Annotated in this window: 9 protein-coding genes; 7 read left to right on the forward strand and 2 right to left on the reverse strand. The window is 72.6% G+C overall.

Annotation, left to right across the window (positions count from 1 at the left end; genetic code table 11):
• The first annotated feature begins 241 nt into the window (after positions 1-241).
• Both ACIQAK_RS26555 and ACIQAK_RS26560 read left to right on the forward strand, forming a co-directional pair.
• Entirely contained in the window at positions 242-4003 is a 3762-nt protein-coding gene (locus ACIQAK_RS26555) for an AAA family ATPase (RefSeq protein WP_366387698.1), read from the forward strand.
• Between the two features lie 206 nt (positions 4004-4209).
• A complete protein-coding gene (locus tag ACIQAK_RS26560; protein WP_366387699.1) occupies positions 4210-5628 on the forward strand; it encodes a sugar porter family MFS transporter in 1419 nt (472 codons plus the stop codon).
• A gap of 38 nt (positions 5629-5666) precedes the next feature.
• On the opposite strand, the gene ACIQAK_RS26565 is transcribed toward ACIQAK_RS26560, so the two are convergent.
• Positions 5667-6647 (reverse strand): LLM class flavin-dependent oxidoreductase, encoded by a 981-nt coding sequence (locus ACIQAK_RS26565; protein WP_366387700.1) that lies wholly within the window; start codon positions 6645-6647, stop codon positions 5667-5669.
• A gap of 178 nt (positions 6648-6825) precedes the next feature.
• Between ACIQAK_RS26565 and ftsY the strand changes: the two genes are divergently transcribed.
• Positions 6826-8037 (forward strand): signal recognition particle-docking protein FtsY, encoded by a 1212-nt coding sequence (gene ftsY, locus ACIQAK_RS26570; RefSeq protein WP_366387701.1) that lies wholly within the window; start codon positions 6826-6828, stop codon positions 8035-8037.
• Between the two features lie 144 nt (positions 8038-8181).
• On the opposite strand, the gene ACIQAK_RS26575 is transcribed toward ftsY, so the two are convergent.
• Positions 8182-8829 (reverse strand): bifunctional DNA primase/polymerase, encoded by a 648-nt coding sequence (locus ACIQAK_RS26575; RefSeq protein WP_366387702.1) that lies wholly within the window; start codon positions 8827-8829, stop codon positions 8182-8184.
• A gap of 420 nt (positions 8830-9249) precedes the next feature.
• Here ACIQAK_RS26575 and ACIQAK_RS26580 point away from each other — a divergent pair, with 420 nt between their 5' ends.
• From ACIQAK_RS26580 to ACIQAK_RS26595, 4 genes are all read left to right on the forward strand, one after another.
• Positions 9250-10725: a hypothetical protein gene (locus ACIQAK_RS26580; RefSeq protein WP_366387703.1), complete on the forward strand. Its 1476-nt coding sequence runs from the start codon at positions 9250-9252 to the stop codon at positions 10723-10725.
• 400 nt (positions 10726-11125) lie between these two features.
• Positions 11126-12478: an ammonium transporter gene (locus tag ACIQAK_RS26585; protein ID WP_366387704.1), complete on the forward strand. Its 1353-nt coding sequence runs from the start codon at positions 11126-11128 to the stop codon at positions 12476-12478.
• A complete protein-coding gene (locus tag ACIQAK_RS26590; protein ID WP_006127894.1) occupies positions 12475-12813 on the forward strand; it encodes a P-II family nitrogen regulator in 339 nt (112 codons plus the stop codon). The genes ACIQAK_RS26585 and ACIQAK_RS26590 overlap by 4 nt, the downstream gene beginning before the upstream one ends.
• A 65-nt stretch (positions 12814-12878) precedes the next feature.
• Positions 12879-15341 (forward strand): [protein-PII] uridylyltransferase, encoded by a 2463-nt coding sequence (locus tag ACIQAK_RS26595; RefSeq protein ID WP_366387705.1) that lies wholly within the window; start codon positions 12879-12881, stop codon positions 15339-15341.
• Positions 15342-15473: the final 132 nt, after the last annotated feature.

The raw sequence follows: 15473 nt of genomic DNA on the forward strand, positions 1-15473 counted from the left end.
GGTTGCCGGCGGCGCACCGCCCCGGTCGCCGTGGCGATGCGCCGTGCAGGACCGCACCAGGATCTACGCGGCAAGTTCTACGCGAACAAGTTCTACGCGAACAAGATCTACAGGGACGCTTCGGCGTCCCTTTTTTCTTTGCCCGGACCCCCCGGCCCCCGCCGCAGCCCCCTCGCTCACCGTCTGATGTGCCCTGCACCTTCATCACCGAAACCGAGCGGGAAAGGTAGAGTCCGGCGGCGTGCACCTCAAGGCCCTGACCCTGCGTGGTTTCAAATCGTTCGCATCCTCCACCACCCTGCGGTTCGAACCGGGGATCACCTGCGTCGTCGGCCCCAATGGATCCGGAAAGTCCAATGTGGTGGACGCCCTCTCCTGGGTCATGGGGGAACAGGGGGCCAAATCCCTGCGCGGCGGCAAGATGGAAGACGTGATCTTCGCCGGGACGACCGGGCGGCCCCCGCTCGGCCGGGCCGAAGTGTCGCTGACCATCGACAATTCCGATGGCGCATTGCCCATCGAGTACGCCGAAGTGACGATCACTCGGATCATGTTCCGCAATGGCGGCAGTGAATACCAGATCAACGGCGACACCTGTCGGCTGCTGGACATCCAGGAACTCCTCTCCGATTCCGGTATCGGCCGTGAGATGCACGTCATCGTCGGCCAGGGCCAGTTGGACTCCGTCCTGCACGCCGACCCGATGGGCCGCCGGGCCTTCATCGAGGAGGCCGCCGGCGTCCTCAAGCACCGCAAGCGCAAGGAGAAGGCGCTGCGGAAGCTGGACGCGATGGGCGCCAATCTGGCCCGTGTCCAGGACCTCACCGACGAGCTGCGCCGTCAGCTGAAGCCGCTCGGGCGGCAGGCCGCCGTCGCCCGCCGGGCCGCCGTCATCCAGGCCGACCTGCGCGACGCCCGCCTCCGGCTCCTCGCCCACGACCTGGTGACCCTGCGGGACGCGCTGCGCGACGAGATCGCCGACGAGGCCGAGGTGAAGAAGCGCAAGGACGCGGCCGAGGCCGAGCTGAAGGCGGCCCTCACCCGGGAGGCCGAGCTGGAGGGTGAGGTGCGCCGCCTCGCGCCGCGGCTCCAGCGGGCCCAGCAGACCTGGTACGAGCTGTCGCAACTGGCCGAGCGGGTCCGCGGCACGGTCTCGCTGGCCGACGCCCGGGTCAGGAGCGCCACCGAGGCCCCCGCCGAGGAGCGCCGCGGCCGTGACCCCGAGGACCTGGAGCGCGAGGCCGCCCGGATCCGCGAGCAGGAGGCGGAGCTGACGGCGGGCCTGGAGGCGGCCGAACACGCGCTGGAGGACACCGTCGCCCACCGCGCCGACCTGGAGCACGAGCTGGCCGCCGAGGAGCGCCGCCTCAAGGACGCCGCCCGGGCCATCGCGGACCGCCGCGAAGGACTGGCCCGCCTGAGCGGCCAGGTCAACGCGGCCCGCGGCCGGGCCGGTTCGGCACAGGCCGAGATCGACCGGCTGGCCGCCTCCCGCGACGAGGCGCAGGAGCGCGCGGTCACCGCCCAGGAGGAGTACGAGCAGCTCAGGGCCGAGGTCGAAGGCCTGGACGCGGACGACGAGGAGCTGACCGCCCGCCACGAGGAGGCCAAGCAGGCGCTCGCCGGGGCCCAGGCCGCCCACAGCGCCGCCCGCGAGGAGGCGACGGCCGCCGAGCGCAGGCGGGCGGCGGTCGCGGCCCGGCACGACGCACTGGCCCTGGGGCTGCGCCGCAAGGACGGTACGGGCGCGCTGCTGGGCGCCCGGGACCGGCCGGCGGGGCTGCTGGGCCCGGCCGCCGAACTGCTCACCGTCGAGCCCGGGTACGAGGTCCCGGTCGCCGCCGCCCTCGGTGCCGCGGCGGACGCGGTGGCGGTCCGGGACCCGGCCACGGCCGCCGAGGCGATCCGGCTGCTGCGCGCGCGGGACGCGGGGCGCGCGGCGATGCTGCTGGGGAGCGGGGCGGCGGGCGCCGACGAGGGCCCCCGGGCCGGTCACGTACCGGGGCAGGGCGGGGAGCACGTACCGGGTGAGGGCCATGCCGCCCGGCTGCCCACGCAGAGCGGAGCGCCCGGTGGCGCGGAGGACGAGGCGCCGGGCGGCGCGGAGGGTGGAGCGCACAGCCCTACGAGGACCGCAGGGCCGGGAAGGACGGAGACCGGGGCCGGCGCTCCGGGCCGTACCGAGAGTGTCACCAGCCTCGCCGCCCCCGCCGTGGCCGCCCTGGTCACCGGCCCCGCCCCCCTGATGCGCGCCGTGCACCGCCTCGTACGCGACATGGTCGTCGTCCCCACCCTGCGGGACGCCGAGGCCCTCGTCGCCGCGCACCCCGGGCTGACGGCGGTGACCGGTGAAGGGGACGTGCTCTCCGCCCACTTCGCGCACGGCGGCTCCGCCGGGGCACCCAGCCTCCTGGAGGTGCAGGCCTCCGTGGACGAGGCCGCCGCCGAGCTGGCCGACCTCGCCGGGCGGTGCGAGGAGCTGGCGCGGGCCCAGCGGCTGGCGGGGGAGCGGCGCGAGGAGGGCACCGCGCTCGTCGAGGAGCTGGGGGAGCGGCGGCGGGTGGCCGAGCGGGAGAAGTCGGGCGTCGCCCAGCAGCTCGGCCGGCTCTCCGGGCAGGCCCGGGCCGCGGCGGGCGAGGCCGAGCGGATGACGGCCTCCGCCGCCCGCGCCCAAGGGGCCCTGGAGCGGGCGGTGGCGGAGGCGGAGGAGCTGGCCGAGCGGCTGCTGGTGGCCCAGGAGGCGCCCGTGGAGGAGGAGCCCGACACCTCCGTACGGGACCGGCTCGCCGCCGACGGTGCCAACGCCCGCCAGACCGAGATGGAGGCCCGGCTCCAGGCCCGTACCCACGAGGAACGGGTCAAGTCGCTGGCCGGGCGCGCCGACGGGCTCGACCGGGCGGCCAGGACCGAACGCGAGGCCCGCGCCCGTGCCGAGCAGCGCCGGGCCCGCCTGCGGCACGAGGCGGCCGTCGCCTCCGCCGTCGCCTCCGGCGCCCGCCAACTGCTGGCGCACGTCGAGGTGTCCCTCGTACGGGCCGACCGGGAGCGGACCTCGGCCGAGGCCGCCAAGGGTGAGCGGGAGCGCGAGCTGGCCGCCGAGCGGGGCCGGAGCCGCGACCTGAAGGGTGAGCTGGACAAGCTCACCGACTCCGTCCACCGGGGCGAGGTGCTGGGCGCCGAGAAGCGGCTGCGCATCGAGCAGTTGGAGACGAAGGCCCTGGAGGAGCTGGGTGTGGAGCCGGCCGGGCTGACCGCCGAGTACGGCCCCGACCAGCTGGTGCCGCCGTCCCCCGCGGCGGAGGGCGAGGAGCTGCCGGAGGACCCGGAGCATCCGCGTAACCGGCCGAAGCCCTTCGTCCGGGCGGAACAGGAGAAGCGGCTGCGGTCGGCCGAACGGGCGTACCAGCAACTCGGGAAGGTGAATCCGCTCGCGCTGGAGGAGTTCTCGGCGCTGGAGGAACGGCACAAGTTCCTCTCCGAACAGCTCGAAGACCTGAAGAAGACCCGGGCCGACCTGCTCCAGGTGATCAAGGAGGTCGACGAGCGGGTCGAGCAGGTGTTCACCGAGGCGTACCGGGACACCGCCCGCGAGTTCGAGGGCGTCTTCGCCCGGCTCTTCCCCGGCGGTGACGGGCGGCTGATCCTGACCGACCCGGACAACATGCTCGCCACCGGGGTGGACGTCGAGGCCCGCCCGCCGGGCAAGAAGGTGAAGCGGCTCTCCCTGCTCTCGGGCGGGGAGCGCTCCCTGACGGCCGTGGCGTTGCTGGTCTCCATCTTCAAGGCCCGGCCGAGTCCCTTCTATGTGATGGACGAGGTCGAGGCCGCGCTCGACGACACCAACCTGCAGCGGCTGATCCGGATCATGGAGGAGCTCCAGGAGAGCTCCCAGCTGATCGTCATCACCCATCAGAAGCGCACGATGGAGGTCGCCGACGCGCTGTACGGCGTCTCCATGCAGGGCGACGGGGTCTCCAAGGTGATCAGTCAGCGGCTGCGCTGACTTTTTACCGGATCATCAGAGGTTCGACGCACGCTCTGCGCGGACCTGGGTAGACGTCGTTCCGACCCCGGTGTTTGACTTCGTTTCTTGAACGCATAACCTCTGCAAAGTTAATTTCACCTTCAAGTGGTGGCGGGCCGGATGTTGTGCCCCACTGGGAAGGCTCACCCCCCACCTCTGACTTGGGCCAGGCATCAGGAGTTCACGTGACCAGCACAGCGAACGGACCGGAGTCCGGAGCCCGAGCGGCCCATCCGGACCACCTCGGCCATGTCATCTTCATCACGGCGGCCGCGGCGATGGGCGGCTTCCTGTTCGGCTACGACAGTTCGGTCATCAACGGGGCCGTCGAGGCCATCCGTGACCGGTACGACATCGGCTCCGGGACGCTCGCCCAGGTCATCGCCGTCGCGCTGATCGGCTGTGCGATCGGCGCCGCCACCGCCGGCCGGATCGCGGACCGGATCGGCCGCATCCGCTGCATGCAGATCGCCTCGGTGCTCTTCACCGCCAGTGCGATCGGCTCCGCGCTGCCGTTCGCGCTCTGGGACCTGGCGATGTGGCGCGTCATCGGCGGCTTCGCCATCGGCATGGCGTCCGTGATCGGCCCGGCCTACATCGCCGAGGTCTCCCCGCCCGCCTACCGCGGCCGGCTCGGCTCCTTCCAGCAGGCCGCCATCGTCATCGGCATCGCCATTTCCCAGCTGGTCAACTACGCCGTCCTGCAGATCGCCGACGGCGACCAGCGCGGCGAGATCCTGGGCCTGGAGGCCTGGCAGTGGATGCTCGGCGTGATGGTCGTCCCGGCCATCCTGTACGGCCTGCTCTCCTTCGCCATCCCCGAGTCCCCGCGCTTCCTCATCTCGGTCGGCAAGAAGGACCAGGCACGCAAGATCCTCGCGGAGGTCGAAGGCAAGAACATCGACCTCGACGCCCGCGTGGCCGAGATCGAGACCGCCATGCACCGTGAGCACAAGTCCTCCTTCAAGGACCTGCTCGGCAGCCGCTTCGGCTTCCTGCCCATCGTCTGGGTCGGCATCGGCCTGTCGATGTTCCAGCAGCTCGTCGGCATCAACGTGGCGTTCTACTACTCGGCGACGCTGTGGCAGTCCGTCGGTGTCGACCCGAGCGGCTCGTTCTTCTACTCGTTCACCACCTCCATCATCAACATCATCGGTACGGTGATCGCCATGGTGCTGGTGGACCGGGTGGGGCGCAGGCCGCTCGCCCTCGTCGGTTCCGTCGGTATGGCGGTCGCGCTCGCCGTCGAGGCCTGGGCCTTCTCCGCCGACCTGGTCGACGGCAAGCTGCCCGAGACGCAGGGTGTCGTGGCCCTGATCGCCGCCCACACGTTCGTGCTCTTCTTCGCCCTGTCGTGGGGTGTCGTCGTCTGGGTCTTCCTGGGCGAGATGTTCCCCAACCGCCTGCGCGCCGCCGCACTCGGCGTCGCCGTCTTCGCGCAGTGGATCGCCAACTGGGCCATCACCGCGAGCTTCCCGAGCCTGGCCGACTGGAACCTCTCGGGGACGTACATCATCTACACCTGCTTCGCCGTGCTCTCGATCCCCTTCGTGCTCAAGTTCGTGAAGGAGACCAAGGGCAAGGCGCTGGAGGAGATGGGCTGACCCCCCGCTGCCCCCTCTCCTCGACCCGCTGCCCCGGCTCATCCCCGAGCCGGGGCAGTCGGCGTCCGCAGCGCCGAGCAGAACAGCCGCAGGCTGCGCCACCCTTCCTCCACCGGCATCCCGCCGCATAGGGGATGCAGCACCAGGGAGTCCGCGTCCCTCGCCGCCAGGGCCTGCGGTGTGAGGATCCGGTACACCCCCTCCGCGCGCAGCTCCGCCACCGTCGTGGCCGCCGAGCGCACCGCCGAGCGGATGTCCTTCGACTGCCAGGAGGCGTACGTCCGCGCTTCGTGCAGCAGGTGCTCCCCGTGCAGCGCCCACGCCCGCTCCGGGTCCTCGGACACATGGAGCAGCGGCGTCCGGGCCGCGGGCATCACGCAGTACCCCTGTGTCCCGTAAGCCTCCCGCTGCCGGTGGTAGTACGCCTCCAGCTCCGGCAGATGCGCGCTCGGGAAGAACGGCAGCCCCAGCCGGGCCGCCCGCCGCGCCGCCGCCCGCGAGCCCCCGCCCACCAGGAGCAGCGGATGCGGCCGGGTGTACGGGCGCGGGGTGACGCGTACCGTACGCCCCCGGTACGGGAACGGCTCCCCGGTCCAGGCCGTCAGCAGCGTCTCCAGCAGCTCGTCCTGGAGCCTGCCGCGCCGCCTCCACTCGACCCCCGCCCGCTCGTACTCCTCGGGCCGGTAACCGATCCCCGCGACCGTCACCAGCCGGCCCGCGCTCAGCAGGTCGAGCACCGCGATGTCCTCCGCGAGACGCAGCGGGTCGTGCAGGGGGCCGATGATCGCCGACACCGTCACCGCGATCCGGCGGGTGGCGCCGAAGACCGCACCGGCGAAGGTGAACGGGGAGGGCAGCCAGGAGTTCGCCACCCCGTGGTGCTCCTCGGTCCGCACGGTGTCGACGGAGTGCTCGTCCGCGTACGCGGCCATCTCCAGGGCGGCCCGGTAGCGGGCCGCGTGGGTTACGGGGGTGGCTTCGGGATCGACGAGGTTGAACCGGACCACGGTGAAGGCCATGACGGGCGTTCCCTTTCGCCGGGTGGGCGGGCGGAGCGCACCGTAGCTGCCGTGTCGTCAGAAGTGTAGGGATGAACATGCCGCGCTACGCCCAAAAGGTGCATAGGGGTTCGGTGGAGGGCCGGACGGCGTGCGGGGCCGTGCCCACGCGGCGGCTGTGGCCGATACTGGTCGGGTTATGGAACTCGTCGAAATCGTCATCCTCGCTGTAGTCATCGCCCTGGTCGCTGTCGGCCTGGTCGGCGGGCTCGTGGTCGGCAGCCGCAAGAAGAAGAAGCTGCCGCCCCCGCCGCCGTCCACGCCGACCATCACCCCTCCCGCCGAACCGCGTGTCGGCGAGGAGGCCGAGACGCCGCGCGACGAAGCGCGGCGCACCATCGACGAAGTCGGCCTCCCGGACGCCACCGCGCCCGTCGAGGAGACCCCGGTCGTCGAGGCTCCGGCGCCGCCCGCGCTGGAGATCCCCGAGCCCACCGAGGGCCGGCTCGTCCGGCTGCGGGCCCGGCTCGCCCGCTCGCAGAACTCGCTCGGCAAGGGGCTGCTCACGCTGCTGTCCCGGGACAACCTGGACGAGGACACCTGGGAGGAGATCGAGGACACCCTCCTCACCGCCGACGTCGGCGTCGCCCCCACCCAGGAACTCGTCGAGCGGCTCCGCGAGCGCGTCCGGGTGCTCGGCACCCGCACCCCCGAGGACCTGCGTGCCCTGCTGCGCGAAGAACTGATCACCCTGCTCGGCCCGGACTTCGACCGCGAGGTCAAGACCGAGGGCGGCGCCGAGACCCCGGGCGTCGTGATGGTCGTCGGCGTCAACGGCACCGGCAAGACCACCACCACCGGCAAGCTGGCGCGGGTGCTCGTCGCCGACGGCCGCAGCGTGGTGCTCGGCGCGGCCGACACCTTCCGCGCCGCCGCCGCCGACCAGCTCCAGACCTGGGGCGAGCGCGTCGGAGCCCGTACGGTCCGCGGGCCCGAGGGCGGCGACCCGGCGTCGATCGCCTACGACGCGGTCAAGGAGGGCATCGCCGAGGGGGCCGACGTCGTCCTCATCGACACCGCCGGCCGGCTGCACACCAAGACCGGTCTCATGGACGAGCTGGGCAAGGTCAAGCGGGTCGTCGAGAAGCACGGTCCGCTGGACGAGATCCTGCTGGTCCTGGACGCCACCACCGGGCAGAACGGCCTCGTGCAGGCCCGGGTCTTCGCCGAGGTCGTGGACATCACCGGCATCGTCCTCACCAAGCTCGACGGCACCGCCAAGGGCGGCATCGTCATCGCGGTCCAGCGCGAGCTGGGCGTACCGGTGAAGCTGATCGGGCTGGGGGAGGGGGCGGACGACCTGGCTCCGTTCGAGTCCGGCGCCTTCGTGGACGCGCTGATCGGGGACTGACGCGGGCTCACACCCTTGCGTACGGCGGACGGGCGGCGGCTCCCACGGGAGCCTGCCGCCCGTCCGCCGTTCCCGTCCGCCGTTCCGTCCGCCGTTCCCGTCCGCCGTTCCGTCCGCCGTTCCCGTCCGCCGTTCCCGTATCCGTTACGAGCGGTGGCAGACGTACGCCAGCGTCCCCAGCAGCAGCCGCGCCCGCGGGGGAGTGGCGGCGGTGTCCAGCACCGGTGGGCGCAGCCAGCGGACCGGGCCGAGGCCGCCGAGGTCGGAGGGCGGGGCGGTGATGTGCGTGCCCGGACCGAGCGCCCGCAGGTCCAGGTCCGCGTCGTCCCAGCCCATGCGGTAGAGCAGGCCGGGCAGTTCGGCGGCGGCTCCGGGGGCGACGAAGAACTGCGCCCGGCCGGTCGGCGTCACCGCCACCGGACCCAGCGGCAATCCCATCCGCTCCATCCGCACCAGGGCGCGCCGCCCGGCCTGCTCCGCGACGTCCAGGACGTCGAAGGTGCGGCCCACCGGCAGCAGCATCGAGGCGCCCGGCGTCTCGCCCCAGGCGTCCGCCGCGGCGTCGAGACCGGCCCCCGCCGGGACCTCCCGGGCGAAGCCGAGCGGATGGGCGCCGGGGGAGGAGCAGGCCCGCTGCCCGCAGGAGCAGGCGCCGGCCTCGGCCCGGGTGCCGGGCACCACGGCCCAGCCCCGGAGTCCTGTGTACTCGGCCACCGCGGTGCCCTCGGTGCCGCGGCCGCGCCGTCGCGCGCCGGAACGTTTCTCACGGATGCCGCCGATCGTGAAGCCCATGCCCCCTCCAACGGGTCCGACTCATCGGTGGTTACGACCCGGAGCGCTCGGGTGACCCAACCGTCGCTGCGACTCGATCGAGTGGTTGTGCGCAGTGGTGCGGCACGGTTCGCGCGCCCCCAGGCGCAGCCGTACGCTCGCCCTCGGTCGTCGTGGCCCAAGTCAAGCGCGCCGGGAGGCAGTCGGGTTCATTCGAAGGGGTGGCGAATGGTGGCGTTTCCGCGATCCCCGTCGCGGGAGTGGTGATCGTAGGATTACCGTCGGTACACGGGTCCTGGGAGAATGTGCGGCCACGGGTATGCCCCAGGCAACCCGCTTTCCTGTTCGATCGTGTGCAACTCCCGTACGAGCAGCACCGATGCACGGCATTCTGATAATGGTTCGCGCGACAAGAGGATTCAGCGGGATGGGGGCGTTCCAGTGAGTGGCAGCGGCGCAGGCGATACGGATGCCGGTAAGCGCCCCAACGGGCAATTGGGGTCGTGGTTCGTGCGCAGTGGCTGGTCCAAGGGCGAGCTGGCGCGCCAGGTCAACCGGCGGGCGCGGCAGATGGGCGCCCACCACATCAGTACCGACACCTCCCGGGTGCGGCGCTGGCTCGACGGCGAGCAGCCGCGCGAGCCGATCCCGCGCATCCTCTCCGAGCTGTTCTCCGAGCGGTTCGGCGCCGTGGTCGCCGTCGAGGACCTCGGGCTGCGCACCGCGCACCAGTCACCCTCGGTGGCCGGCGTCGACCTGCCCTGGGCGGGCCCGCAGACCGTCGCCCTGCTCAGCGAGTTCTCCCGCAGCGACCTGATGCTCGCCCGGCGCGGCTTCCTCGGCAGCTCGCTGGCGCTGGCCGCCGGGCCCGCGCTGATCGAGCCGATGCAGCGCTGGCTGGTGCCCGTCCCGGCCAAAGCCCCCGACGAACCGGAGTCGGAGGCCGCCGCCCGCAGGCCCTCCCGGCTCTCCGGCCCCGAGCTGGACCTGCTGGAGTCGACCACCGCGATGTTCCGGCAGTGGGACGCCCAGTGCGGCGGCGGACTGCGCCGCAAGGCCGTCGTCGGGCAACTCCACGAGGTCACCGACCTGTTGCAGGAGCCGCAGCCGGGACCCACCGCCCAGCGCCTCTTCCGCTGCGCCGCCGAGCTCGCCGAGCTGGCGGGCTGGATGAGCTACGACGTCGGCCTCCAGCCCACCGCCCAGAAGTACTTCGTGCTCGCCCTGCACGCCGCCAAGGAGGCCGGGGACAAGCCGCTCGGCAGCTATGTGCTCTCCAGCATGAGCCGCCAGATGATCCACCTGGGCCGCCCCGACGACGCCCTGGAGCTCATCCACCTCGCGCAGTACGGCAGCCGCGACTGCGCCACCCCCCGCACCCAGGCCATGCTGTATGCGATGGAGGCCCGCGCCTACGCCAACATGGGCCAGCCCAGCAAGTGCAAGCGCGCGGTCCGGATGGCCGAGGACACCTTCCTCGACGCGGGACTGGACGGCGAGCCCGAGCCCGACTGGATCCGCTTCTTCTCCGAGGCCGAACTCAACGGGGAGAACGCCCACTCCTACCGTGACCTGGCCTATGTCGCCGGCCGAAGCCCCACCTACGCCTCCCTCGCCGAGCCCGTCATGGAGAAGGCCGTCGAGCTGTTCGGCGAGGACGACGAGCACCAGCGCTCCTACGCGCTCAACCTCATCGGCATGGCCACCGTCCACCTGCTCCAGCGCGAGCCCGAGCAGTCCACCGTGCTCGCCGGACAGGCCCTGAAGATCGCCAGGAAGGTCCGCTCCGAGCGGGTCAACACCCGGCTGCGCAAGACCGTCGACACCGCTGCCAGGGACTTCGGCGATGTCGCCGATGTCGCCCGGCTCACCGACCTGCTCAGCGAACAGCTGCCGGAGACCGCCGAAGCGGTCTGACCCGGCACCACCGGCCCCGGCCGCGGCGCCCCTCCGTACAGCCCGACTCGGCTCCCCCATCGCCTGGTCACCCGGAGAGGAGCCGCGGCCGGTTCGCGTTGTACGGCACCCAGGGGTATCCGGCGGCGTTTCAACCGGACCGTATGCGGCGTGGGCTGCATGGTAGGCAGGGCACCGGACCCGCCACCCGGGATTCATTCCGACGTAACACGCACCACCTCTTCGTCACGCTCGTGAAACATCGTGCGGCATCCCCGGAAACGGCGCTCCGCCAATCTCATGGCGCACAGGCGGTCTCCGGCCATGATCCCGGACACCCCCTGACCGGCCCGCACCCTTCCCAGTGGTCCCGCAGCCTTCCCCCGCACGCCGCGGCCGCTCCGACGACGAGGAGACGCCGATGCCCCCAGGCATCACGACGCTTGCCGCAGACGCCCCAGAGCTGTCTGCCGCCAACACCGGGTTCATGCTCATCTGCTCGGCCCTGGTGATGCTCATGACCCCCGGCCTGGCCTTCTTCTACGGAGGGATGGTCCGCGTCAAGAGCACCCTCAACATGCTGATGATGAGCTTCATCAGCCTCGGGATCGTCACGATCCTGTGGGTGCTCTACGGATTCAGCCTCGCCTTCGGCTCCGACGTCGGCTCGGTCATCGGCTGGAGCTCCGACTACGTCGGCCTCGGCAACATCGGCGTCACCGAACTCTGGGACGGCTACACCATCCCGGTCTACGTCTTCGCCGTCTTCCAGCTGATGTTCGCCGTCCTCACCCCGGCTCTGATCAGCGGCGCGCTGGCCGACCGCGTGAAGTTCTCCGCGTGGACGATCTTCATCGTCCTGTGGGTCACGGTCGTCTACTTCCCCGTCGCCCACTGGGTCTGGGGCTCGGGCGGCTGGCTCTTCGAGATGGGCGTCATCGACTTCGCCGGCGGTACCGCGGTCCACATCAACGCGGGTGCCGCGGCCCTCGGCGTGATCCTCGTCATCGGCAAGCGCATCGGCTTCAAGAAGGACCCGATGCGGCCGCACAGCCTGCCGCTCGTCATGCTCGGCGCGGGCCTGCTGTGGTTCGGCTGGTTCGGCTTCAACGCCGGATCCTGGCTCGGCAACGACGACGGCGTCGGCGCGGTCATGTTCCTCAACACCCAGGTCGCCACCGCCGCCGCCGTCCTCGGCTGGCTCGTCTACGAGAAGCTGCGCCACGGTTCCTTCACCACGCTCGGCGCCGCCTCCGGCGCGGTCTCCGGCCTGGTCGCCATCACCCCCGCGGGCGGATCCGTCTCCCCGCTCGGTGCCATCGCCGTCGGTGCCATCGCCGGTGTCCTGTGCGCCATGGCCGTCGGCCTGAAGTACAAGTTCGGCTACGACGACTCCCTGGACGTCGTCGGCGTCCACCTCGTCGGCGGCATCATCGGCTCGATCCTGGTCGGCTTCTTCGCCACGGGCGGTGTCCAGTCCGACGCCAAGGGCCTCTTCTACGGCGGCGGTGTCGAACAGCTCGGCAAGCAGGTCGTCGGCGTCGCCGCGGTCCTCGCGTACTCTCTGGTCGTCTCCGGCCTCATCGCCCTCCTGCTCCACAAGACCATCGGGATGCGGGTCTCCGAGGACGTCGAGGTCTCCGGCATCGACCAGGTCGAGCACGCCGAGACCGCGTACGACTTCAGCGGCGCCGGCGGCGGCACGGTCTCCCGCACCACCGCACCCGCCCAGGACACGACAGCAGCACCGAAGGCAAAGAAGGTGGACGCATGAAGCTCATCACCGCGGTCGTGAAGCCGCACCGCCTGGACGAGATCAAGGAGGCCCTCCAGGCCTTCGGCGTCCAGGGGCTGACCGTCACCGAGGCCAGCGGTTACGGGCGTCAGCGCGGCCACACCGAGGTCTACCGGGGCGCCGAGTACACCGTCGACCTGGTCCCCAAGATCCGCATCGAGGTCCTCGTCGAGGACGAGGACGCCGAACAGCTCATCGAGGTCGTCGTCAAGGCCGCCCGTACCGGCAAGATCGGTGACGGGAAGGTCTGGAGCGTCCCGGTCGACACCGCCGTCCGCGTGCGGACCGGCGAACGCGGCCCGGACGCCCTCTGACCGACGGCTCCGACAGACGGCCGGACGCCACCTGGCCGACGGCCCGCCAAACGGAAGGCACCTGGGTGACGAGCACCGAAGCGATCACCGATGGCGAAGACTCGGGACCCAGCGGCTACGCGGCGGCCCGGCTGCGCCTCCTCCAGCAGGAGGCGCGGTCCGGGCCGCCGCGCCGTGCGGCCCTCGCCCGGCTCACCGACGACTGGCTCACCGGCCTGTTCACCGCGGCGGCCACCCGCGCCGGGGTCCGCGGCGCCGCCCTCGTCGCCGTCGGCGGCTACGGCCGCGGCGAACTCTCCCCGCGCAGCGACCTCGACCTGCTCCTCCTGCACGACGGCAGCGCCGACCCCGCGGCCATCTCCGCCCTCGCGGACGGCATCTGGTACCCGGTCTGGGACCTGGGCCTGGCCCTCGACCACTCCGTACGCACCCCCGGCGAAGCCCGGAAGACGGCCGGGGAGGACCTCAAGGCCCAGCTCGGCCTGCTGGACGCCCGCCCGGTGGCCGGCGAGCTCGGCCTGGTCGCCTCCCTGCGCACCGCGATCCTCGCCGACTGGCGCAACCAGGCGCCCAGACGCCTCCCCGCCCTCCACGAGCTCTGCCAGGAGCGCGCCGAGCGGATGGGCGAGCTCCAGTTCCTCCTGGAACCCGACCTCAAGGAGGCCCGCGGCGGCCTCCGCGACGCCACGGCCCTGCGTGCCGTGGCCGCCTCCTGGGTCGCCGACGCCCCGCGCGAAGGGCTCGACCAGGCCCGCCGCACCCTCCTGGACGCCCGCGACGCCCTCCACCTCACCACCGGCCGCGCCACCGACCGCCTCGCCCTCCAGGAGCAGGACCAGGTCGCCCAGGCGCTGGGCCTGCTCGACGCCGACGTGCTGCTGCGCCAGGTGTACGAGGCCGCCCGCACGGTCTCGTACGCCACCGACGTCACCTGGCGCGAGGTCAACCGGGTGCTGCGCGCCCGCTCGGTCCGCCCCCGGCTCCGCGCCATGCTCAGCGGTTCCCTCGGCACCGCCAAGCCCGTCCCCGAGCGCGCCCCGCTCGCCGACGGCGTGGTGGAGGCCGACGGCGAAGTGGTCCTCGCCCGGGCCGCCCGCCCCGACCGCGACCCCGTCCTCACCCTGCGCGCCGCGGCGGCCGCGGCCGAGGCCGGACTGCCGCTCTCCCGCCACCTCGTACGCCACCTCGCCACCACGGTCCGGCCGCTGCCGGTCCCCTGGCCGCCCGAGGCCCGCGAGGAACTGGTCACCCTGCTCGGCGCGGGGGAGTCCACCATCGGCGTCTGGGAGGCGCTCGAAGCGGAAGGGATCATCACCCGGCTGCTCCCCGACTGGGAACGCGTCCACTGCCGCCCCCAGCGCAACCCCGTGCACACCTGGACCGTCGACCGGCACCTCGTGGAGACCGCCGTCCGCGCCGCCTCCCTCACCCGCCGCGTCCACCGCCCCGACCTGCTCCTGGTCGCCGCCCTCCTGCACGACATCGGCAAGGGCTGGCCCGGCGACCACTCGGTGGCCGGCGAGGTCATCGCCCGGGACATGGCCACCCGGATCGGCTTCGACAAGCACGACGTGGGCGTCATCGCCACCCTCGTACGCCACCACCTGCTGCTCGTCGAGACCGCCACCCGGCGCGACCTGGACGACCCCGCCACCGTGCGGTCGGTCGCCGAAGCCGTCTCCACCGCCTCCACCCTGGAGCTGCTGCACGCCCTCACCGAGGCCGACGCGCTCGCCACCGGGCCCGCCGCCTGGTCCACCTGGCGGGCCTCCCTCGTCACCGATCTCGTCAAGCGCGTCGCAGCCGTCCTCGCGGGGGAGACCCCCGAGGAACCGGAGGAGGCCGCACCCAGCGCCGAGCACGAACGCCTGGCGATCGAGGCCCTGCGCACCGGCGAACCCGCCCTCACCCTGCACACCCACCCCGAGGAGCCCGCCGATGAGGGGGAGGTGGAACCGGTCGGCGTCGAGCTCCTCATCGCCCTGCCCGACCGCCCCGGCGTCCTGCCCGCCGCGGCCGGCGTCCTCGCCCTGCACCGCCTCACCGTGCGCGCCGCCGACCTGCGCGCGGTGGAACTCCCCAACGAAGTGGGGGAGCGGGCGGACCTGCTGCTGCTCAGCTGGCGGGTGGCGGCCGAGTACGGGTCCCTCCCGCAGGCCGCCCGGCTCCGCGCCGACCTCGTACGCGCCCTGGACGGCTCCCTGGACATCCGGGCCCGGCTCGCGGAGCGGGAGGCCGCCTATCCGCGCCGCAGGGGCGTGAAGGCCCCGCCGCCCCGGGTCGCCGTCGCGGCGGCCGGCTCGCGCCGCGCCACCGTCATCGAGGTCCGCGCCCAGGACGCCCCCGGGCTGCTGCACCGGATCGGCAACGCCCTGGAGCAGAGCGCGGTACGGGTGCGCAGCGCCCATGTCTCCACCCTCGGCGCCAACGCCGTGGACGCCTTCTACGTCACCGGGACCGACGGCGAACCGCTGCCGGAGGTCCGGGCCGCGGAGGTCGCCAGGGAGGTCGAGAAGGCCCTCGGCTGACCCGTACGGCACCGGTGTGGAGCCCTCGCCCGGCTCCGTATCCCGGGCGAGGGCTTGGTGTTCTCCGGGGGACGGATACCCTGGAGGGCGATTGACCTGCCCCGCCCCCGACCCTGAGGACCGACGAGCGCC

Origin of the sequence: Streptomyces sp. NPDC088706 (assembly GCF_044752765.1) — a bacterium.
In the GTDB taxonomy this organism is placed as follows: Bacteria; Actinomycetota; Actinomycetes; order Streptomycetales; family Streptomycetaceae; genus Streptomyces.

Bases quoted from the DNA above. Each gene is read 5' to 3' on its own strand.
- ftsY (WP_366387701.1), top strand. From the start codon at position 6,826: ATGGAACTCGTCGAAATCGTCATCCTCGCTGTAGTCATCGCCCTGGTC.
- ACIQAK_RS26590 (WP_006127894.1), top strand. From the start codon at position 12,475: ATGAAGCTCATCACCGCGGTCGTGAAGCCGCACCGCCTGGACGAGATC.
- ACIQAK_RS26575 (WP_366387702.1), bottom strand. From the start codon at position 8,829: ATGGGCTTCACGATCGGCGGCATCCGTGAGAAACGTTCCGGCGCGCGA.
- ACIQAK_RS26565 (WP_366387700.1), bottom strand. From the start codon at position 6,647: ATGGCCTTCACCGTGGTCCGGTTCAACCTCGTCGATCCCGAAGCCACC.
- ACIQAK_RS26585 (WP_366387704.1), top strand. From the start codon at position 11,126: ATGCCCCCAGGCATCACGACGCTTGCCGCAGACGCCCCAGAGCTGTCT.